This window comes from Actinomyces sp. Z5, from assembly GCF_003287795.1.
Taxonomy (GTDB): Bacteria; Actinomycetota; Actinomycetes; order Actinomycetales; family Actinomycetaceae; genus Actinomyces; species Actinomyces glycerinitolerans.
Window position 1 is genome coordinate 1 of record NZ_QMIN01000041.1, and the last position, 19,674, is coordinate 19,674.

Sequence of the window (19,674 nt, forward strand, 5' to 3'; positions counted from 1 at the left end):
CGACTCAACCACTGGTTGAGTCGGTGACTCGACGGGCGCTGTTCATGTCGTCTCTCGCGGTTGTGGAGATCAGGGCACCAGAGCGTTTGACGCGGACTTGTTCATCTGCTCCGCGGGGAAGGGCCGGCGGTCACGGAGCCCGTACCGAGGCCCCAGCAACCTGATGAGCACGCCCACGGCCAGCGTGGCCGTAGTCTCGGCCACGATGATCGCGGCCCAGATGCCCACCGGTCCGATCAGCAGCGGCAGTAGCAGGACCGAGCCCACCTCCAGGCCGAGGGTGCGGGCTGCCGCCAGCGCCGCCGAGACGAGCCCGTTGCCCAGTGCCGTGAACAGGGACGAGCCGTACATGCTCACGCCCATGGGCAGGAAGGCGACTGAGAAGATGCGCAATGCCGTCTCGGTCAGCTCCATGAGACCGCGATCGTTCGCGGCGAAGATGAGTGCCAGAGGGTGTGCGAGCAGTTGCGAGGCGAGCAGCATCATCGCTCCGGTGATGGCGAGTATGGCCAGCGAGGTGCGCATCAGGCTGCGTTTCTCCGTATCGTTCGCGGCGCCGTGCTGGTAGCTCATCAGCGGGGCCGCTCCCATACAGAAGCCCTCGAAGACCGCGGTGAAGATCATGCTGACGTACATGACCACCCCGTAGGCGGCCACCCCGTCCGGGCCCATGAACCTAAGCAACTGCAGGTTGTAGATGATGCTGACCACCGAGATGGCCACCACCGCCATCATCTCCGATGATCCGTTCACGCAGACTCGACCCAGCGCGGCCAGGTCCCCTACCGGGCGGCCCAGACGCAGGAAGCTGCTGTTCGGGCGAGCAAACCAGGCCAACGGCACTAGGCCGCCGATCAACTCCGAGGCTACGGTGGCCCACGCGGCTCCGGCCACGCCCCACCCGAAGACGCCGACGAACAGCAGATCCAGGGCCATATTGGTCATGCCCGCCGCAACCGTCACATACAGGCCGAGTCGGGGCCTGCCCGCGGTGGAGGCGAAGGTCTGGAAGGCGTACTGCAGCATGAATGCAGGCAGTGAGACCATCAGAATCCTGCCGTACAACACGCACAGCTCCAGCATCTGGCCGGATGCGCCCAGCAGCTGGGCGACGGGCCGCATGGTCAGGGCGCCGACGGCCGCCAGCACGATGCCCGTCCCGAGCGTGACGTAGACGATCATGGAGAAGTAGCGGTTCGCCAACCCGCCGTGGCCCCGGCCGCGGGTGTGGGAGATGAGTTCGCTGCCGCCCGAGCCCATCATGAAGCCGAGGGTGCCCAGAATCATGATGAACGGCATGATCAGGGTGATGGCGGCCAGCGCCGTCTTGCCGGCGAAGTTGGCGACGAACAGGCCGTCGACCACCCCGTAGATCGAGGTGAAGAGCATCATCGCGATGGAAGGGGCCGTGAAGCGTAGCAGTGCGCGCGCCCCCAGGTGCTGGGACATGTCCATGGAGTCAGTCGCCTCCGATTGCGTTCAGGCTCCTCACCAGAGCGCTCGTATATGTGGTCAGGGCGGCTGCGAGCGCGGCGCGCTGAGTGGCTGGAACGGAGTCCAGAGCGGTGAGCTCGGCTTTGATGATCGGGTTGATGCGCTCGGTGACGAGTTCGCGCCCCCGCGCGGTCAGATACACGTGCGTGCTTCGCCCCGGTCCGGACTCGAGGCGCACTGTGCCGTCCTCCTGAAGCCGCTTGATGGCGGAGTTGATCGTCTGCTTCCGCGAGAAGCAAAGCTCGCACAATAGACTCTGCGAACAGCCCTCGCCCGCGACATGTAGCGCATAGAGGATGTCGAAGGCGGCGTCTGACAGCCCCGCCGTTCGGGCGGCCCGGTGGTAGGCGTCGTCGGCGCGTTTGATCATGGCGTTGATCGTCTGTTGCAGCTCCATCAGAGCGGTGGTCATATGGCTCCCGTCAGCACCCAAGTCCGAATTCGGACATAGTATACGGGATGCGGCGTCGTGGTCGGCTCCGGGGTGTTCGGCCGGGGTGCGTCAGGTCTTGGGGTGGCCCATCGAAAACTGCACCCCGGCGCGAGGATGGATGTGGATTGCTCGTGCTAAACCTCTTCACAAACAATGGACCGAGCGGTAGGATTGTGATCAGCGGGTGCTCTCCGGTGAGCGCACGTACAACCTGGCCTGACAGAAGGAGCTCACAGTGGAGCAGAACATGAACCAGTACGAGGTCGACCACCTGGCAACGGTGCGCGCGGGAGCACCCGAATCGATGGTCCTCCTCAAGGCCGACGGATCCTTCCCCCTCGCCGCACCCGGCCGCATCGCCCTGTACGGGGCCGGCGCGCGGCGCACCATCAAGGGCGGCACCGGCAGCGGCGACGTCAACTCCCGCCACGTGGTCACCCTTGAGGAAGGCCTTGAGAACGCCGGCTTCACTATCACCACCAAGCCCTGGCTCGACGCCTACGACGGCGTCGCCGAGGAGAACCACAAGACCTTCGTCGCCGACCTCAAGGCGCAGGCCAAGGCCGCGGGCCAGCCGGCCATCTACTTCGGCATGGGCGCCGTCGAGCCCGCACCCGCCTTCGACCTGCCGCTCGACGGCGACGGCGAGGCCGCCGTCTACGTCGTGGCCCGCGACTCCGGCGAGGGCAACGACCGCCACCCCGAGGCCGGCGACGTCAAGCTAACCGACTCCGAGATCCGCGACATCACCGCGCTCGCCGCGAAGTTCGAGAAGTTCCTGCTGGTGCTCAACGTCGGCGGCGTCGTAGACCTGAGCCCGGTCAAGGACGTGAAGAACATCCTGCTGCTGTCCCAGCTGGGCGCCGCGATCGGTGACGCCTTCGCCGACGTCCTGCTCGGCAAGAGCTACCCCTCCGGCAAGCTCTCCACCACCTGGGCCGCCTGGGAGGACTACTCCACCGAGGGCGACTTCGGCGACCCGGACGACACCCACTACCGCGAGGGCGTATACGTCGGCTACCGCTACTTCGACTCCGTCGGCACCGCCCCGATCTTCCCCTTCGGCTTCGGTCTGGGCTACACCACCTTCACCATCGGTGCGCCCGTGGTCAGCGCCGTCGGCTCCGAGATCACCGTCAAGACCACCGTCACCAACACCGGCACCCGCCCGGGCAAGGAGGTCGTCCAGGTCTACGTGTCCGTGCCCGCCGACGACCTCGACCAGCCCTACCAGGCCCTGGCCGCCTTCGCCAAGACCGGCGAGCTCGCCGCCGGCGCCGCCGAGGAGGTCGCCGTCACCTTCGACCTGACCGACGTCGCCTCCTTCGACGCCGCCAAGTCCGCCACCGTCCTGGAGGCCGGCAACTACGTGGTGCGCGTGGGCGCGTCCAGCCGCAACACGGTGCCCGCCGCCGTCGTCGAGTTGCCGGAGACCGCCATCGTCCGCCAGCTCCATAACGCCCTGGGGGACCCCGGCTTCACCGACTTCAAGCCGGCCGCACCGGTCGCCGTCGAGGTGCCGGCCGACCTCCCGCGGCTGACCGTGGCCGCCGCCGACCTGCGTCGCGAGGACATCCACGCCCCCGTGGACCTCACCGACGCCCTCGACTCCGTCAAGGACCTGTCCGACGACGACCTGTCCTACATCGTCCTGGGCGACTACAGCGACGACGCCGAGAAGCAGTCGATCATCGGCCAGGCCTCGCAGGCACTCGTCGGCGCCGCCGGCCAGACCACCACCCGCTTCGAGGGACTGCCCTCGCTGATCATGCCCGACGGCCCTGCCGGCCTGCGCCTGTCCCCGCAGGTGGGTGTGGACGCCGATGGGCCCTTCGCGCTCGGTGAGGCCTTGGGCGGCCTGTTCGCCGAGCTCATGGACGACGAGTCCACCGCCGCGCTCGGTGGCGCCGCTGCCGCGCCGCGCACCCCGGAGCGCACCTACGAGCAGTACGCCACCGCCATCCCGATCGGCACCGCCATCGCCCAGTCCTGGAACCCCGAGCTAGCCGCCGCCTACGGCGACCTGGTCGGGGCGGAGATGGATCACTTCGGTGCCCACCTGTGGCTGGCTCCGGCCTTCAACCTGCACCGCACCATCCTGTGCGGACGCAACTTCGAGTACATGTCCGAGGACCCGCTGCTGGCCGGGCGCATGGCCGCCGGCATCACCCGCGGCGTCCAGGCGCACCCGGGGCGGGCTGTCACCGTCAAGCACTTCGCCTTCAACAACCAGGAGACGAACCGCCTGAACTCCAACAGTCACGTCTCCCAGCGGGCCGCTCGCGACCTGTACCTGCGCAGCTTCGAGATCGTCGTACGTGAGGCCCAGCCCCACGCGCTCATGACCTCCTACAACCTGATCAACGGCGTGCACACCTCCGAGTCCGCCGACCTGTTGGAGACCATTCTGCGCGAGGAGTGGGGCTTTGAGGGCCTGGTCATGACCGACTGGGTGGTCGACTCCATGGCCCGCACGGACCTGAAGAACCCGCGCGCCACCGCCTCGGCCACCATCAAGGCCGGCAACGAACTGTTCATGCCCGGCTGCGAGGCCGACCGGCAGGACATCCTGGCGGCCCTGCGCGGCGAGGGGACGGCGGCCGTAACGCTGACCCGCGCCGAGCTCGAGAAGCAGGCCGCCCGGGTGGTGCGCATAGCCCACCTGCTGGGCGACGTCGCCCCCGCCCCGGAGGTCTGAGCCGGCTCTCACCGGTTGCCCGGCCCGGGCCAGGGCCGGGCAATCTAGGCGGCGGATCTGCTGAAGCGGGCCGCCCGTACGGCGACCGGGCGGCACTGACAGGCCCCGGTGGGCACCCCCTCAGGTGTGTCCGCCGGGGTCGGCGCCGTGCCAGGATCGTGCCCAGGCCCGCCGACGCCGTCGTCGGCCCTGCGCCCCGGCGCGGAACAACCAAGCAGAACCCGAACGAGTCCCAAGGAGACCCCATGGCACTGCCCCCCGAGGCGATCGAGACCTTCACCCGCCTGTTCGGCGCCGAGCCCCAGCCCAGCCCCACCGATCCCGAGCTCATGGAGACCCTGCAGAACCACATCTTCGGCGAGGTCTTCTCCGCCGGCGTGCTCACCGACGTCGAGCGCGAGCTGATCACCGTCACCTGCCTGGCCTCCATGCAGACCCTGCCGCAGCTGCGCGCCCACGCGGCCGCCGCGCTCAACGTCGGGGCCACCCCCGAGCAGCTGCGCGAGGTCATCTACCAGTGCCAGCCCTACATCGGCTACCCCAAGACCCTCAACGCCATCGGCGTGGTCAACGAGGTGCTCACCGAGCACGGGGTCGAGCTGCCCCTGGCCGGCGCCGCCACGGTCGCCTACGAGGACAGGGACGAGGCCGGGGCGGCCATCCAGGTCCCGCTGTACGGGGACGAGGTCAAGGCCGTCTTCGCCAAGTTGCCTGCGCCCTTCGACACGCAGGTGCCGCACCTGCTCACGGCCGTCGGCTTCGGCGAGGTCGAGTCCCGCGGGGTGCTGAGCGTGGCCGAGCGGGAGATCATCAGCCTGGTGGCCATCGCCGCCCTCGGCGCCGCCACCCAGCTGACGCCGCACGTGGCCGGGGCGATCAAGGCCGGCAACACCCGGCAGAAGGTCGCCGCCGCCCTGGTGCAGGCCATGCCCTACATCGGCGGCCCCTACGCCCTGACCGGCCTGGTGCTGGTGGCGAACTACGACCCAAACGCCTCCTCAGAGGCCTACCGGTGAGGTGACCGCCCCTTGGCTGGCTCGCTGCCCTCCCCTCACCGAGATCGGTTGATATAACCACCGAGATCGGTAGATGTTACGTACCGAGGTCGGTCGATATAACCGCTGAGGTCGGTAGATGTTACGTGCCGAGGTCGGTCGGTGTAGCCGCCTAGGCGTGGATGGCTGCATGGGCCGTGCAGATTGCCGCAGGGCGTAGGCGGGCTCGCGCTTGGCGGAGGGGTCTGCGCACTTGGCTGCGTCGTCTACTACGCTTGTTCGCGGTTTACTACGCAATCTCCCCCTTGGGTGTGCCGGTTGGTGGTTTGTTTAAGGGGCCCGGGGCATGCAGCGGACCGTCAACCGGCGTAGTAGGCGCGGTCAGCAAATGCGTCAGGCGTCCGACGGCAGCAGGAAATCGCCTCACGAGTCGCAAGCACCCTACGCGACCGGGAGGTGTTCGTCGCGTTTTCGCGGGTTCCGCAGTGCGGTCGCCGACTCAGATGCACGAGCCGTGGGCCGCAGAGTGTGACTTGCCTTGCGTGCGCCCGTTTCTGATTTCACCAGGACCCGGACGACAAGTCAGGTACGGCCGCCGCACCCCAGGACCCGAAGTTCTGGCCGCGATGCTGTGCCACGCCGCCTTGCAGGTGGAGCAACATACGCATGCGGCTTGCGTGTATGCTCTTTGTGGCACCCCACCCGTCAACGTTGATAGGCGTCATTAATGAGCGAGCAGCCTCCCATCAAGTTCTTCGAACTTCTCGGTATCCCCAAAGATGAGCTGAGTCGATACTCGGTCAGGTTAAATAGCAACAGGGGCTTCAGTATTCCGGTCATTGAAGCCTACTACCAGGAGCCAGAGAAGCTGATGCAGCATATATCCAAGAGGCGATGGGCGGGCGATGGGAAGAGCGCGAAGAACATTAATGGAGAGAGGGTAATACAGTTCATTCAACTAGATGATGGCCACAGAGATCTCTGGCTGTTCATTGGCGTGTTCGTGCGCGGTGATTTATATAGCTCGGGCGGTGATGAGCTTTATCGCCTCGATCCGGACCCCCGGTTTACTCCGCTTGCAGCGAGACTTGTCGCCAGGTATAGGCGTAAGCGGGGCTACATGGGCATTGACTTCGACCTCTCCAAAGCGACACATCTTGAGGGGTTCACTGAGACGATGACGGTCGTGCGCATCGCCGACTCGCCGGTATCGGCAATGCCCTTCCCCGGGTATGACCGTGTGCGACTTTCGCATGCCCAGCTCAGAGCGGCTGTTAGGGATGAAAGCTGGCGTGCCGCGCTCGGAAGCATTCAAGCGGTATACTTGCAAACCGATACGCGTAACGGATGGCATTACGTCGGTTCTGCCTATTCGCGGCATGGCGGCGACCGTGGTCTGTTGTCCCGCTGGTCTGAGTATGCATGCGGCGACCACTCTGGAGGTAACAAGAGGCTTCGGGAGTTATCACCGGAGTACATCGAGCAGAACTTCCAGTACTCGATTCTGGAGATCTTCGACATGCACGCAACCGCGAAAGATATCATTCACCGCGAGCACTGGTGGATGGACACCTTGGGTTCTGTGTACTACCCAGATAGCCGCAGCCCTCACGGATATAACTCTGTGCCGGAGCGCGAACGCGAGGAGGTCGACTAGGGCTAAGGCTGGGCATCGGTCCAGCGGCCCCGACGGCGGGGTAGCGGTGCGGCCGGTTAACGACCCCGAGTTCGTGTCGGACCTGCGTCATAGCCTGGCTTCATGACCGGTATGGAGGGCTTCGCGCCCAGATCAGCGATGGACCTAGATCAGGACCGAGTGCGGCGTGCTCGCGGGCAGGCGCGGCTTTCGGGGCGGCTGGGTCTGCTCGGCTCCGAGTGCAGCTTGGTTCCGGCGCAGCTCATGGATCCTGTCACCGAACCGGTGGCGATCAACGATGCGAGCGTGGCGGTGGCGATCGTCTCCGAGCAGGAGCCGCTCACGCAAGCACGTGACGCAGCAGCCCGGGGCGGCCTGCGCGGAGCCACGCTCGTGGTGCCGCCGGAGTTGAGCGACGCGGAGCTGACCACCATGCTCGGTAACGCCCTGTGCATTCCCGTGCACGCAAGCCGCCTCAACGTCGTCGTACCCGTCATCGCCGGACAACAGGCGCCCAGCACGGCTGATTCCCCGGCGCCGACGGCCTCGCTGCTCGCCCGAGTGCGGCAGGTGCCGTCCAGTTATCCGGTGCGTGACTCGGACAATCTCGCGGCCGGACGCGGCGGGCAGGGCTACACCCTGCCCGATAAGACGACCATCCTCCACGCCGGCACGGCGGCCGGCTCCGAGCGCGACCGGGCACTGGTCCAGGTAGCCGATGACATCGTCGGCCCCGTGGACTGGGAACATTGGGCCAGCATCGGACGCACGGTTCGCGCAGACCTGGATGCTTTCTTCGCCGACCAGCTGCGCCTGCGCCGGAGTGACCCGTGGATCCGCGCACTCCTCACTGCGCTTGAGCGCGACGCCGGCATCGTGGGGGAGCGGCGAGTGGCGGAGGAACTCACCGTCCAGGCCGTCCTCACCGGCAATCTCCTGCGTGAGCCCTCCGGCCTTACCGCGGCGGAATACCGCATCAGGGGGCCGCGGGACATCGAGAGCATGCGCTCACTGCTCGAACTCATCCAGGCGCCAATGCCCAACGAGCGGATTCTCGAGCTGCTCGCTCCGCTGGACGACCTGCGCTCCCTCGTCCAACGCCGCAGCTGGATCGACTCCGACCGCCATTTCCGCACGGCGCTGTTCGACGAGTTCGTCGCGAACTTCCTCAATCCCGTCTTCCCCGAGGCCATGAGCAGGATCAACGCCCCTCTGCCGGACGTGCTCGCCGACGCCCTCACATGGGCCGCCGACGAGATGGCTCTGCGCTACCTGCGCCCCTTCGGGCTGCGCAACCCCCAGCACGCCCACGTCCTCGACCCGATGACCGGAGCGGGCGAACTTCTCTCACGCTTCTACATCCCCGGAGCCGTCAGCCAGCAGACGGCGAAGACCATGTGGCCTCGCGGCGATGCGCACACGATCAGCCCCGGCGTCATGTCCAGGTACCTCACCAACACACGAATCGAGATCGCTCAGGAGGCGCAGGGCTGGCCGACCCAACCGGGCTGGAGCCCCTTCGCCGACGCCGAGCTCCAGCTGCCACTGCGGGTCCTCGCCGATCCCCTGCTCCTGGACCTGCCGGCACTCGGCCCGGTGCCGCAACGCCTGTACGCCACCACCTACCCCCTCCAGCCCACATGGTTCGAGCAGGACGAGTTCGACAAGGCCACCATCTGCCACTACCCACCCCGCGTAATCGTCTGCAACCCGCCCCGCGGGCAAGCGGCCGCCGAGGTACGGGAATCACGGTACGCCGCCCTGGACGCCAGGCTCGCCGCCGCATACGACGCCGCCGGAGCTCCGACACCGGCCAATATGGACACGCGCATACTGACCTGGGCGTGCGAGCACATCCCCGACTACGGCGTTATTGCCCTCGTCATCGACGCCGCCCTGATTGAGGAACCGGAATACACCGGGCTCCGGCACCGCCTCATCGCGCAGATGGACAGTATCCGCGTTATCGATCCCCGCGGAGGCGCGGGCGCCACGGCGCCTTACCAGGACACCGTCCTCCTCATCGCCGCCCACGCCGGTGAACCGAACGACGAATGCACCGTCCTGTACCACCGCGGATTGCCCGACCCGCAGAACTGGGAGCAGGGATGGCAGCCGATCGCGCCAGAGAGCGGCGCCGCATGGAGCCTGCCTCGACCGCCCGTCCAGCACCCGGCCTCCTAACAACTCGCGCAGATGGCGGCGCAGCAGCCGGGCCGATCACTCGCGCCGTCGCCGATCCGCCCGCCGGCGGCGCCGTCGATGGCGCCCTCGGGCCGCTACCGGCGGGCGTGGGGACGCGAGTACAGTCAGAGGCTGTGCCACCGGCCACGAAATACCTCTGCGCTTTCGACTCCCCGCTGGGCCCCATGACGCTCGCCGCCGCCGCGGGGGAGGGGCTGCCCGACGGCGGGGCCGTCGTCGGCGTCTGGTTCGACGGGCAGCGCCACGACCGCGCCGGACTCGCCGACGACGCCCGGCCCGTGGCCGCGGGCGACTCGGACGAGCCCGCCGCACTGGCGGCCGCACGGGCCTGGCTAGAGCACTACTTCACCGGAGAAGACCCCGGCCCGACCCCCGACCTGGCGCCCGGCGGCACCGACTTCCAACGGCGCGTCTGGGACCGGCTGCGCACCATCCCACGCGGGCAGACCACCACCTACGGGCGCATCGCCGCCGACCTCGCCGCCGCGACCGGCCGCCCCACCTCCGCCCGCGCCGTCGGCTCCGCCGTCGGCCGCAACCCGGTCAGCATCCTCGTGCCCTGCCACCGTGTGCTCGGCGCCGACGGGTCCCTGACCGGCTACGCGGGCGGGCCCGACCGCAAGGCCGCCCTGCTGCGGCTGGAAGGAGTGATGATTGCATGACCCGTTTCCCTCCCCGGGATAGCCCCCGCCTACGGCGCGAGCGCCTCGACGTCGTCTCCCAGGGCGTCCCCATGGAGGGCGTGCTCACCCTCCCGGACGCGGCGGGTGACGGCGTCGGCGCCACTCCCGAACGACGCCTCCCGCTGGTGATCTGCTGCCACGGCTTCACGGACTCGCTGCACGGCACCGCCGACGTGGCCGACCACCTGGCCGCCCTCGGCCTGGCGACCTACCGCTTCACCTTCAACGGCGGCTGGGCCGGCGCCGACATGACCGGCATGAGCGTGCTCACGGAGGTAACAGACCTCGAGGCCGTGCTCGATGCCGCACGCGCGGGCGCCGGGGCCGACTCCGGCCCCTGGGCGGGCATCGACCCGGAGCGCATCGCCCTGCTGGGCAAGTCACAGGGCGGCGCCGTCGCCATGCTCACCGCCGCCCGCCGGCCAGCGCAGGTGGCGGCACTGGTCGCCTGGTACCCGGCCCTGTGCATCGCCGACGACCTCCACCGGGGCCTCGGCTCGCTGGACGGGGTGGGCGAGACCTTCGCCTGGATGGGGCAGCGCCTGGGGCGCCGCTACGCCGAAGACGTGTGGGACCTCGACGTCTACGCGCAGATCGGTAGCTATCCCGGACCGACGCTCATCATCCACGGCACCGATGACTCCCTCGTCCCCGTCGCCTACGGCGCACGTGCCGCCGAGACCTACACCGACGCCCGCTTCCTGCCCATCGACGGGGCGGACCACGGCTTCCACGGCGCCGACCTGACGAAGGCGCTGGACGCCACCACAGCCCACCTGCGCACCGCCGGCCTCGTGGGCGACGCCCGTGCGTGAGGCCGGCGGCCGGCCGGGAGCCGAGGTGGAAGACCAGACGAACGACTACCTCGCCCGCGAGCTGACCGCACGTGTGCCCGCCACGGGCGCCGCCCCGGGCGGGCTCGTCCACGCCCTGGCATACGTGCCCCGCGCCGCCGCAGCCGGGCGGGTGCGCGCCCCGCTGGTGGTGTGCTGCCACGGGCTGGGGGAGTCCGGGCTGCGCGTGGCGCCGGTCGCCCAGCGCCTGGCCGTCGTGGGCGCCGTCACCATCGCCCCCAGTTTCCGCGGGGGCGGGGCCCCGACGGCGGGGCCCACCACCGCCATGACCATCGGCACCGAGCAGGCCGACTTGGAGGCGGTGTTGGGCATGGCCCGCACCTGGCCCTTCGTCGACGCCGCCCGCACCGCCCTGTTCGGCCGCAGCCAGGGCGGGCTGGTGGCGATGCTCGCGGCCGCCAACCACCCGGCGCAGATCGCCGCGCTGACACTGTGGTACCCGGCGCTCGCGGCCCCGGCCTCCCTGCGGCGCCGCTTCGGGAGACTCGCAGCGGTGCCGGAGACCTTCACCTCCCGGGTCGACGGGCGCGACATCATCCTCGGGCGCGACTTCGCCCGCGACCTGTGGGGCCGGGACGTGGAGGCCGCCATGCGCGGCTACCGCTCCCCGGTGCTGCTGGTGCACGGCGACGCGGACGCCGACGTGCCGCTCGCCGTCTCGCAGGCGGCCGCCCGCACCCTTCCCGACGCCCGCCTGGAGCGCATTTCGGGGGCGGGCCATGGCTTCGGGGATGCGAACTACGAGACGGCGGTGGGGCGGACCGTGGACTTCCTGGTTTGGGCGGGCATCCTGGACGACTGAGGCCGAGGCCGCCGGCCGGTGCGGGCCGGGCGGCGCTGGACCGGAGATGCACGGCTGTGGGCTGTACCCTTGCCCAAAATACCTCGAATCGCCATAATCGCCCGGGTGACTACCACCCCGCCGACTCCGCCGCTCGACGCCGCCAACCTGGCCCGTATTGACCGCCTCGCCGAGGCACTGGCCGGCGCGGACGCCGTCCTCGTCGGTGCCGGCGCCGGGCTGTCGGTCGCCGACGGCGACGCGCACGCCGGCCCCGCATTCGAGGCGCGCTTCGCCGACTTCCACGCCGCCCGCGGCATCACCGACGCCTACTCCGGCGGCTTCTACCCCTTCCCCACGCCGGAGGAGAAGTGGGCCTTCTGGGCGCGCAATATCCTCCTCCAGCGCTACGAGTCCGGGCCCGGCGCCGTCTACCGCGACCTGTACGCCCTGCTGGACGGGCGCGACTTCTTCGTGCTGACCACCAACGTCGACCACCGCTTTCAGAACTCCGGCTTCCCCAAGGACCGCCTGTTCTACACCCAGGGCGACTACGGCCTGTTCCAGTGCTCCGTGCCCTGCAGCCAGGACACCCATGACAACCACGACGCCGTCGTCGCCATGGACGCCGCTGAGCGGGCCGGAGCCGCCGCCGGTACCCCGATGCGCGTGCCCACGCGTCTGCTGCCCACCTGCCCGCGCTGCGGTGAACCCTTGACCACCAACCTGCGCTCGGACGACACCTTCGTTCAGGACGCCGGCTGGTATGCCGCCGCCGAGCGCTACGTCGCCTGGGCCGACACCCATCAGGCCGGGCGCGTGCTCCACCTCGAGCTCGGGGTGGGCATGAACACGCCCGGCATCATCAAGTACCCCTTCTGGCGGCGCGTGCATGAAAACCCGGAGGCCACCTACGCGGCGCTGTCACTGGAGCCAGGCACGCCCCGCGAGATCGCCGACCGCTCCATCCTCATCGACGCCGACCTCGGTGCCGCGTTGGCGGCCCTGCGCGAGCGGCTGATTGTCTGAGTCCGGGACAAACGAGCTTTTGGCCGCTGATCGTCGGTCACAGATCGTTGGAATCATGCGGTTTCTGAATCGGGGCGGGGCGCCAGGGCGGGTGTTTGTCCCGGTTTGTGACAATGCTCGGACGATGAGCCACGTGACTGGGGTCGGCGGGGGCGGAGCGAAGGAGCCGGGAAGCCGGTGTTTGCAGCACGGCTTTGTTGGTTCTTTCAGGAAAACGGCATAGGGTTCGGGACTCGACCCCCGCTCCGGAGTGCCCATGCTTGAGCTGCACGAGATAACCAAGTCCTATCGCACCGCCTCACTCGACCAGACCGCCCTCGACGGCGTGACCGTGTCCTTCCGGGACAATGAGTTCGTCGCGGTGCTCGGCCAGTCCGGCAGTGGCAAGACCACCATGCTCAACATCATCGGCGGCCTGGACCACTTCGACTCCGGGGACTTGGTCATCGACGGCGTATCCACCAAGGACTACCGCAGCCGCGACTGGGACGCCTACCGCAACAACCGCATCGGCTTCGTCTTCCAGTCCTACAACCTCATCCCGCACCAGAGCGTGCTGGCCAACGTAGAGCTAGCCCTGACCCTGACCGGCGTCTCGCGTGGGGAGCGGCGCCGCCGGGCCCTGGAGGCCTTGGACCAGGTGGGGCTGTCGGAGCACGTGCACAAGCGACCGAGCCAGCTCTCGGGCGGCCAGATGCAGCGCGTCGCCATCGCCCGCGCCCTGATCAACGACCCGGAGATCCTGCTGGCCGACGAGCCCACCGGCGCCCTGGACTCAACCACCTCCATCCAGGTGATGGACCTGCTGCGCGAGGTCGCCTCCGACCGGCTGGTCATCATGGTCACTCACAACCCCGAGCTCGCCCACGACTACGCCACTCGCATCGTCGAGCTCGCCGACGGGCGCATCACCTCAGACACCGCGCCCTACACGCCTGCGGCCGACGACGCCCGCGAGGCCCGGCCGCCGCGGCGCACTCGCATGGGGCCGCTCACCGCCCTGTCGCTGTCCTTCAGCAACCTGATGACCAAGAAGGGCCGCACCCTGATGACCTCCTTCGCGGGGTCCATCGGCATCATCGGTATTGCCCTGATCCTGGCGCTCGCCAACGGGGTGAACGCCTACATCGCCCGCACTGAGGAGGAGACCCTCTCTTCCTACCCGCTGCAGATCGAGCGACTGGGCATGGATTACACCTCCCTGATCGCCCAGGCCACCGAGACCACCACACAGGACGACCTGCCCGACGGCGTGGTGGGGGAGCGGCGTGCCCTGAGCAACATGCTCGGTTCGGCCAACACCAACGACCTGGCCTCTCTCAAGTCCTACTTCGACGCCGACGGCGGCAACGTCTCCACCTACACCAACGCCATCGAGTACCTCTACGACGTCACCCCGCAGCTGTACCTGCCGGTCGACGCCGACTCCGCCGGACAGATGCCCACCCAGGTCAACCCGGATACGGCCTTCTCCAGCTTCGGAGCCATGACGGCCACCATGCAAATGACCGCCTTCCAGCAGCTGGCCACCGATACGGATCTGTACGCCGACCAGTACGAGGTCGCCGCCGGCCGCTGGCCCACCGCGTACAACGAACTGGTCATCGTCCTGCCCGAGGACGGCCGCATGAGCGACCTGACCGAGTACGCGCTCGGCCTGCGCGAGCACAATGAGCTGGAGCAGCTGGTGCAGACCTACGTGTCGGGGATGGCGGGCAGCCTGCCCGGCGCCACCACGACCGGCGGCGCAATGGCCGCGGATACCGCCGCCGACTCCACCGCGAGCGCGGCAGCAGACGCGACAGCGGGGCCGACCGCCACCGCCGGCGCGACTTCCACCGCTACCGCAGGCGCAGGCGACTCCGCCGACCCCGATGCGGAGCGCACCTACGCGTACAACGACCTCATCGGCCGCACCCTGAGCCTCGTGCCCGCATACGAGCACTACGCCTACGACGCCGAGTACCAGGTGTGGACCGACAAGTCCACCGACGCCGCCTTCATGTCCGATCTGGTTGCCGACGGCGAAACGATGACCGTGGTCGGGATTGCGCGCGCGGAAGGCACCCAGGCTTCGCTCGTCCCCGGGGTCTACTACACCCCCGCGCTGACCGAGCACCTGGTGGAGCAGGCCGCCGACTCCGAAATCGTCAAGGCCCAGCTCGCCGACCCGGAGGTGGACGTGTTCACCGGCAAGACCTTCGCCGAGGAGGCCGACGCCACCGGGGACACCGAATTCGACTTCACCAACCTGTTCGATATCGACGAGTCCCAGCTGCGGGCCGCCTTCCAGATCGACTCCAGTGCCCTGGACCTCTCCGGCATGGACCTGTCGGGCATCGACCTGTCCGGCCTGGACACCACTCAGATGGACTTCTCCGGCCTGGACCTGTCCGGTCTGGCCAATGCCCAGCCCGACGTGGACCTGTCGGCCCTGGACCTGTCGTCACTGAGCCTGACCGACCTGGAGCAGCAGTTCCCCCAGCTCGCCGACGTCGACTACGTGACCCTGATTACCCAGGCCCTGTCCGACGGCGTCATCAAGGAGGGGGCGGACGAGCAGGTCGCCACCATGATGAACGGGCTGATCGCCGGATTCACCGACTACTACGGCGAACACGCGGCCGGTGAGAACCCCGACGACCCCGACGACGACCCCGACCTGGGCACGCTCGTGACCGACTACCTCTCCCAGGAGGACGTGCAGCGCACCATCGCGCAGACCCTCGGCTCCGATGACGTCATCGACTCGACCAAGCTCACCGAGAACCTCACCACCGCCCTGGGATCCGACCCCGCCGTCGCCGATATCTCCGACGCCGTGCGCGACCAGCTGGTGGCGGAGATCGGTTCCCAGGTGGCCGGGGCCGTCACCAGCTCCATCACCAGTGCCCTGTCCAGCGCCGTGCAGCAGGCCATGGCCACCGCCATGAGCCAGATGATGACCGCCATCCAGACGCAGATAACCGCCCAGATCGAGGCCGCCACCACACAGTTGGCCACCAACCTGGCCGACGCCGTCAGCGTGGACCCGGACGCCTTCGCCCAGGCGTTCCAGTTGGACATGACTCCGGAGGAGCTCAGCCAGCTGCTCAGCACGCTGGTGACCACCGAGCCCGCCACCTACGAGACCAACCTGACCGCGCTGGGCTGGGCGGACCTGGAAAACCCCAGCGAGATCGACATCTACCCCAAGGACTTCGAGTCCAAGGATGCGGTCAAGCAGATCCTGGACGACTACAACGCCACGCAGGTGGCCGCCGGCGATGACGACAAGGTCATCACCTACACCGACGTGGTCGGCGTGCTGATGAGCTCGGTGACCCGGATCGTCAACATCATCTCCTGGATGCTGATCGCCTTCGTGGCCATCTCCCTGGTGGTCTCCTCCATCATGATCGCCATCATCACCTACATCTCCGTGCTGGAGCGCCGCAAGGAGATCGGCATCCTGCGCGCCGTGGGCGCCTCCCGCTCCGACATCCGCCACGTGTTCAACGCCGAAACCGTCATTGAGGGGCTCATGGCCGGCCTCATGGGGGTGGGCATCACCCTGCTGGTGAGCCTGCCGCTGAACGCCTTCATATACGGGCGCTTCGGGGTGGAGTCCATCGCCCAACTGCCGGTGCGCGCCGGCATCATCCTGGTGCTCATCTCCGTGGGGCTCACGGTGCTGGCCGGCCTGATCCCGTCGGGTAAGGCGGCCCGGGAGGACCCGGTGGAGGCGCTGCGCTCTGAGTGAAGTCCATTGCGCGTAGCGCCGACGATGACCGGTACAGCCCTCCGGTAGGCTGCCCCTGTGAGTGACAGCACGACCATCGGCTTCGGCGGGCGCGAGAACCCGATCATGCTGCAGGGATTCGCCTGGGACATGGCCGCCGACTCCAGCCACTGGCGCTTCCTCGCGGACAATGCCTCCCTCATCGCCGACTCCGGCGTCACCGCCATCTGGCTGCCGCCCGCCTACAAGGGCCAGGAGGGCGTCAACGACGTCGGTTATGGCGTCTACGACACCTACGACCTGGGCGAGTTCGACCAGAAGGGCACCATCCCCACCAAGTACGGCACCAAGGACGAGTACGTCGCCGCCGTCGCCGCTCTGCGGGCCGCCGGCATGACCGTGCTGGCGGACATCGTCCTGAACCACCGGATGGGCGCCGACGGCACCGAGGAGGTGCGCGCCACCGAGGTCGACGGCGCCGACCGCCGCAAGCCCGTCGCCGACCCGACCACCATCACCACCTGGACCCGCTTCACCTTCCCCGGTCGCCACGGCACCTACTCCGACTTCACCTGGGACCACACCTGCTTCCTGGGCACCGACTGGGACGAGCGCACCCGCCGCAACAGTGTGTGGCTGTTCGAGGGCAAGGAGTGGAACGAGGACGTCACCGATGAGCGGGGGAACTTCGACTACCTCATGGGTGCGGACGTCGACCTCAACAACCCGCGCGTATCCGACGAACTGATCAGCTGGGGGCGCTGGTACCTGGAGACCACCGGCGTCGACGGCGTGCGGCTGGATGCGCTCAAGCACATGAGCCGCGAGTTCTACCGCCGCTGGCTGCCCGCGCTGCGCGAGGCCACCGGGCGGGAGGTCCCCGCCGTCGGCGAGTTCTGGTCCCGCGATGCCGAGGAACTGTGCGCCTACCTGGGCGAGGAGCCGATCATGAGCATGTTCGACACCCCGCTGCACTACCGGCTGTACCACGCCTCCTTCAAGGACCGCTTCGACCTGTCGAAGATCTTCGAACGCACCCTGGTGGAGGCCGACCCCGATCACGCCATCACCTTCGTAGAGAACCACGACACCCAGCCCGGCCAGTCCCTGCAGTCATTCGTCGAACCCGGCTTCAAGCCCGCCGCCTACGCGCTGATCCTGCTGCGGGAGGCCGGCACCCCCTGCGTGTTCTGGGGCGACCTATTCGGCGCCCCGGAGACCGGCGACATGTCCGCGTGCCTTGAACTGCCCCTGCTCATGCGGCTGCGCCGCAGCCTCGCCTATGGCCCGCAGCACGACGTCTTCAACGCCGCCGACCTGGTCGGCTTCGCCCGCGAGGGCGACGACGCCCACCCCGGCTCCGGGCTCGCCGTCGTCCTGTCCACCGGTGTGGCCGCCAGCAAGCGCCTGTACGTCGGCGCCCGACACGCGGGGGAGCGGTGGATCTGCGCGATCGGCGGCCACGGGGCGGTCACCATCGGCGGCGACGGCAGCGCCGAGTTCTCCGTCAGTGAGACGGGGCTGTCGGTGTACGTGCCCGCCTCCGCCCGCCCGATCATCGACCGCGGCATGACCCGGCTGGTCCGCGTACGCTGAAGACGCGGCCCGACGCCGCCGCATCGCGCTCAACCGCACTCAAGGAGGAACCATGCCCACACCCGGCAAGCTTGCCACCGACAAGAAGGTCGCCGTCCTGATCGCCGCGGGCCTGGAGGAGGTGGAGGCGCTCGCGGTGGTCGATGTGCTGTTCCGCGCGGGCATCCGCGCCGACCTGGTAGCCGTCGGCGACTCGCTCACCGTCACCTCCTCCCACCAGGTGGTGCTCACCTGCGACGCACTGCTGGCGGAGGTGGACCTGGCGGACTACGACCTGGTGTTCCTGCCCGGCGGCATCCCCGGCACGCCCAACCTCAAGGCCGACCCGACCGTCACCGCCGAGGTCACCGCCCGTATGCGCTCCGGCCGGCCCGTGGCCGCCATCTGCGCCGCCCCGTCGATCCTGGCCGAACTGGGGCTGCTTCAGGGGCGTGACGCCACCTCCAACCCGAACTTCATGAAGGTTCTGGCGGAGCACGGCGCCCGCACCAGCGAGGCCGCGGTCGTCGTCGACGGCGAACTGATCACCAGCCGCGGCATGGGCACCGCCATCGAGCTCGGCCTGGAGATCGTGCGCCACTTCCTGGGCGACGACGCCGTCGAGGCGGTCAAGCGCGGCATCGTCTACCAGCACTGACGACGACTCCGCCCCGCAACCGACGGGCATAAGCCAGCCGGCCGCGGGGTGGCATCAAAGCGGACCGGCGCCCCGCCGTCGTCGGGCAGGCCGTCGTCCGGCGGTCAGATGTAGATGGTCGGGTCGAGCATCAGCTCGGGGTCGGTGCGCGGGTCGCGGGCCCGCGCCGGCACTCCCACGCCGACGTGATCGGCGGGCAGGTTCTTGACCAGCACGGCATTGGCGCCGATCTTCGCGCCGTCCTCCACGGTCACCGGCCCCAGCACCTTGGCGCCCGCCCCGATCTGCACGTTGTTACCGATGGTGGGGTGGCGCTTACCCGGGTTCATGGACACCCCGCCCAGGGTGACGCCGTGGAACATGAGCACGTCATTGCCGACCTCAGCGGTCTCTCCGATCACCACGCCCATGCCGTGGTCGATGAAGAAGCGTTCACCGATCTTGGCGGCCGGGTGAATCTCGATTCCGGTGGCGGCGCGGGCCGCCTGGGACAGCGCACGCGCCGCGAAGTAGTGGCCGCCCTGCCACAGGCGGTGGGCGGCGCGGTGTGCCCACAGCGCGTGCACGCCCGGGTACAGCAGGGCCACTTCGAGGTTCGAGCGTGCCGCGGGGTCACGGCGTCGTGCGGTCGCCAGATCCTCCTTGGCGATCTCGATGAACGACCGGCTGGGCTTCTGCATGGTGCTCCTTGGACAACGGCCTGATGAGGCTGGACAACAGAGAGGGACATCGGGGCTGGAGGACCTCGGCAGCGCCACGAAGGACGTCTCACCTGCGATGATCCGTCCGGACAACGTCGGTGGCGGCATCCCTGTTCCCGGGCACCGCCACCGACGCCGGACCGTATCCGAATCCGCTGCCGGACATGACCGAAGGCGGGTCGGCGGGCGGCCGTTGACGTCGTGGCCGCCC

The 19,674-nt window shown here is 68.6% G+C and carries 14 protein-coding genes; 11 read left to right on the top strand and 3 right to left on the bottom strand.

What is annotated here, in order from left to right:
- Window positions 1–69: 69 nt before the first annotated feature.
- Together DRB06_RS04600 and DRB06_RS04605 are read right to left on the bottom strand one after the other, a co-directional pair.
- Window positions 70–1,455, bottom strand: a complete 1,386-nt coding sequence (locus DRB06_RS04600) for an MATE family efflux transporter (protein WP_111819242.1) — start codon at window positions 1,453–1,455, stop codon at window positions 70–72.
- A 4-nt stretch (window positions 1,456–1,459) separates the two neighbouring features.
- On the bottom strand, window positions 1,460–1,906 hold the full coding sequence (locus DRB06_RS04605; RefSeq protein WP_108966419.1) for a MarR family winged helix-turn-helix transcriptional regulator: 447 nt from the start codon (window positions 1,904–1,906) through the stop codon (window positions 1,460–1,462).
- A gap of 268 nt (window positions 1,907–2,174) precedes the next feature.
- On the opposite strand from DRB06_RS04605, the gene DRB06_RS04610 reads away from it, so the two are divergent.
- The 11 genes from DRB06_RS04610 to DRB06_RS04660 all read left to right on the top strand — a co-directional run bounded on the left by DRB06_RS04610 (window position 2,175) and on the right by DRB06_RS04660 (window position 18,762).
- Window positions 2,175–4,625: a glycoside hydrolase family 3 N-terminal domain-containing protein gene (locus DRB06_RS04610; RefSeq protein ID WP_181575189.1), complete on the top strand. Its 2,451-nt coding sequence runs from the start codon at window positions 2,175–2,177 to the stop codon at window positions 4,623–4,625.
- Between the two features lie 245 nt (window positions 4,626–4,870).
- Window positions 4,871–5,641 (top strand): carboxymuconolactone decarboxylase family protein, encoded by a 771-nt coding sequence (locus tag DRB06_RS04615; protein WP_111819243.1) that lies wholly within the window; start codon window positions 4,871–4,873, stop codon window positions 5,639–5,641.
- A gap of 706 nt (window positions 5,642–6,347) precedes the next feature.
- Window positions 6,348–7,277 (top strand): GIY-YIG nuclease family protein, encoded by a 930-nt coding sequence (locus DRB06_RS04620; protein WP_111819244.1) that lies wholly within the window; start codon window positions 6,348–6,350, stop codon window positions 7,275–7,277.
- Between the two features lie 102 nt (window positions 7,278–7,379).
- Window positions 7,380–9,440, top strand: a complete 2,061-nt coding sequence (locus tag DRB06_RS04625; RefSeq protein WP_146750801.1) for a hypothetical protein — start codon at window positions 7,380–7,382, stop codon at window positions 9,438–9,440.
- A gap of 185 nt (window positions 9,441–9,625) precedes the next feature.
- Window positions 9,626–10,123, top strand: a complete 498-nt coding sequence (locus DRB06_RS04630) for a methylated-DNA--[protein]-cysteine S-methyltransferase (protein ID WP_111819246.1) — start codon at window positions 9,626–9,628, stop codon at window positions 10,121–10,123.
- Complete coding sequence (locus DRB06_RS04635) at window positions 10,120–10,959, top strand: S9 family peptidase (RefSeq protein ID WP_111819247.1); 840 nt, start codon at window positions 10,120–10,122, stop codon at window positions 10,957–10,959. Before DRB06_RS04630 ends, DRB06_RS04635 begins: the two co-directional genes overlap by 4 nt.
- Window positions 10,960–10,984: 25 nt before the next feature.
- Complete coding sequence (locus DRB06_RS04640) at window positions 10,985–11,800, top strand: S9 family peptidase (protein ID WP_258522142.1); 816 nt, start codon at window positions 10,985–10,987, stop codon at window positions 11,798–11,800.
- Between the two features lie 105 nt (window positions 11,801–11,905).
- Window positions 11,906–12,808, top strand: coding sequence for a Sir2 silent information regulator family NAD-dependent deacetylase (locus DRB06_RS04645; protein WP_258522143.1), 903 nt, complete (start codon window positions 11,906–11,908; stop codon window positions 12,806–12,808).
- Between the two features lie 256 nt (window positions 12,809–13,064).
- On the top strand, window positions 13,065–16,550 hold the full coding sequence (locus DRB06_RS04650; protein ID WP_073327321.1) for an ABC transporter ATP-binding protein/permease: 3,486 nt from the start codon (window positions 13,065–13,067) through the stop codon (window positions 16,548–16,550).
- Between the two features lie 105 nt (window positions 16,551–16,655).
- Window positions 16,656–18,125: an alpha-amylase gene (locus DRB06_RS04655; protein WP_111819255.1), complete on the top strand. Its 1,470-nt coding sequence runs from the start codon at window positions 16,656–16,658 to the stop codon at window positions 18,123–18,125.
- A 52-nt stretch (window positions 18,126–18,177) separates the two neighbouring features.
- Window positions 18,178–18,762 (top strand): DJ-1 family glyoxalase III, encoded by a 585-nt coding sequence (locus DRB06_RS04660; RefSeq protein ID WP_111819249.1) that lies wholly within the window; start codon window positions 18,178–18,180, stop codon window positions 18,760–18,762.
- A 104-nt stretch (window positions 18,763–18,866) separates the two neighbouring features.
- Here DRB06_RS04660 and epsC read toward each other — a convergent pair whose 3' ends face one another.
- Window positions 18,867–19,442 (bottom strand): serine O-acetyltransferase EpsC, encoded by a 576-nt coding sequence (gene epsC / locus DRB06_RS16030; protein WP_108966437.1) that lies wholly within the window; start codon window positions 19,440–19,442, stop codon window positions 18,867–18,869.
- Between the last annotated feature and the right edge of the window lie 232 nt (window positions 19,443–19,674).

Excerpts from the sequence above, each read along its gene's own strand:
- DRB06_RS04625 (WP_146750801.1), top strand. The coding sequence starts at position 7,380 with ATGACCGGTATGGAGGGCTTCGCGCCCAGATCAGCGATGGACCTAGAT.
- DRB06_RS04635 (WP_111819247.1), top strand. The coding sequence starts at position 10,120 with ATGACCCGTTTCCCTCCCCGGGATAGCCCCCGCCTACGGCGCGAGCGC.
- DRB06_RS04600 (WP_111819242.1), bottom strand. The coding sequence starts at position 1,455 with ATGGACATGTCCCAGCACCTGGGGGCGCGCGCACTGCTACGCTTCACG.
- epsC (WP_108966437.1), bottom strand. The coding sequence starts at position 19,442 with ATGCAGAAGCCCAGCCGGTCGTTCATCGAGATCGCCAAGGAGGATCTG.
- DRB06_RS04620 (WP_111819244.1), top strand. The coding sequence starts at position 6,348 with ATGAGCGAGCAGCCTCCCATCAAGTTCTTCGAACTTCTCGGTATCCCC.
- DRB06_RS04650 (WP_073327321.1), top strand. The coding sequence starts at position 13,065 with ATGCTTGAGCTGCACGAGATAACCAAGTCCTATCGCACCGCCTCACTC.
- DRB06_RS04605 (WP_108966419.1), bottom strand. The coding sequence starts at position 1,906 with ATGACCACCGCTCTGATGGAGCTGCAACAGACGATCAACGCCATGATC.
- DRB06_RS04610 (WP_181575189.1), top strand. The coding sequence starts at position 2,175 with ATGAACCAGTACGAGGTCGACCACCTGGCAACGGTGCGCGCGGGAGCA.
- DRB06_RS04660 (WP_111819249.1), top strand. The coding sequence starts at position 18,178 with ATGCCCACACCCGGCAAGCTTGCCACCGACAAGAAGGTCGCCGTCCTG.
- DRB06_RS04630 (WP_111819246.1), top strand. The coding sequence starts at position 9,626 with ATGACGCTCGCCGCCGCCGCGGGGGAGGGGCTGCCCGACGGCGGGGCC.
- DRB06_RS04615 (WP_111819243.1), top strand. The coding sequence starts at position 4,871 with ATGGCACTGCCCCCCGAGGCGATCGAGACCTTCACCCGCCTGTTCGGC.
- DRB06_RS04655 (WP_111819255.1), top strand. The coding sequence starts at position 16,656 with ATGCTGCAGGGATTCGCCTGGGACATGGCCGCCGACTCCAGCCACTGG.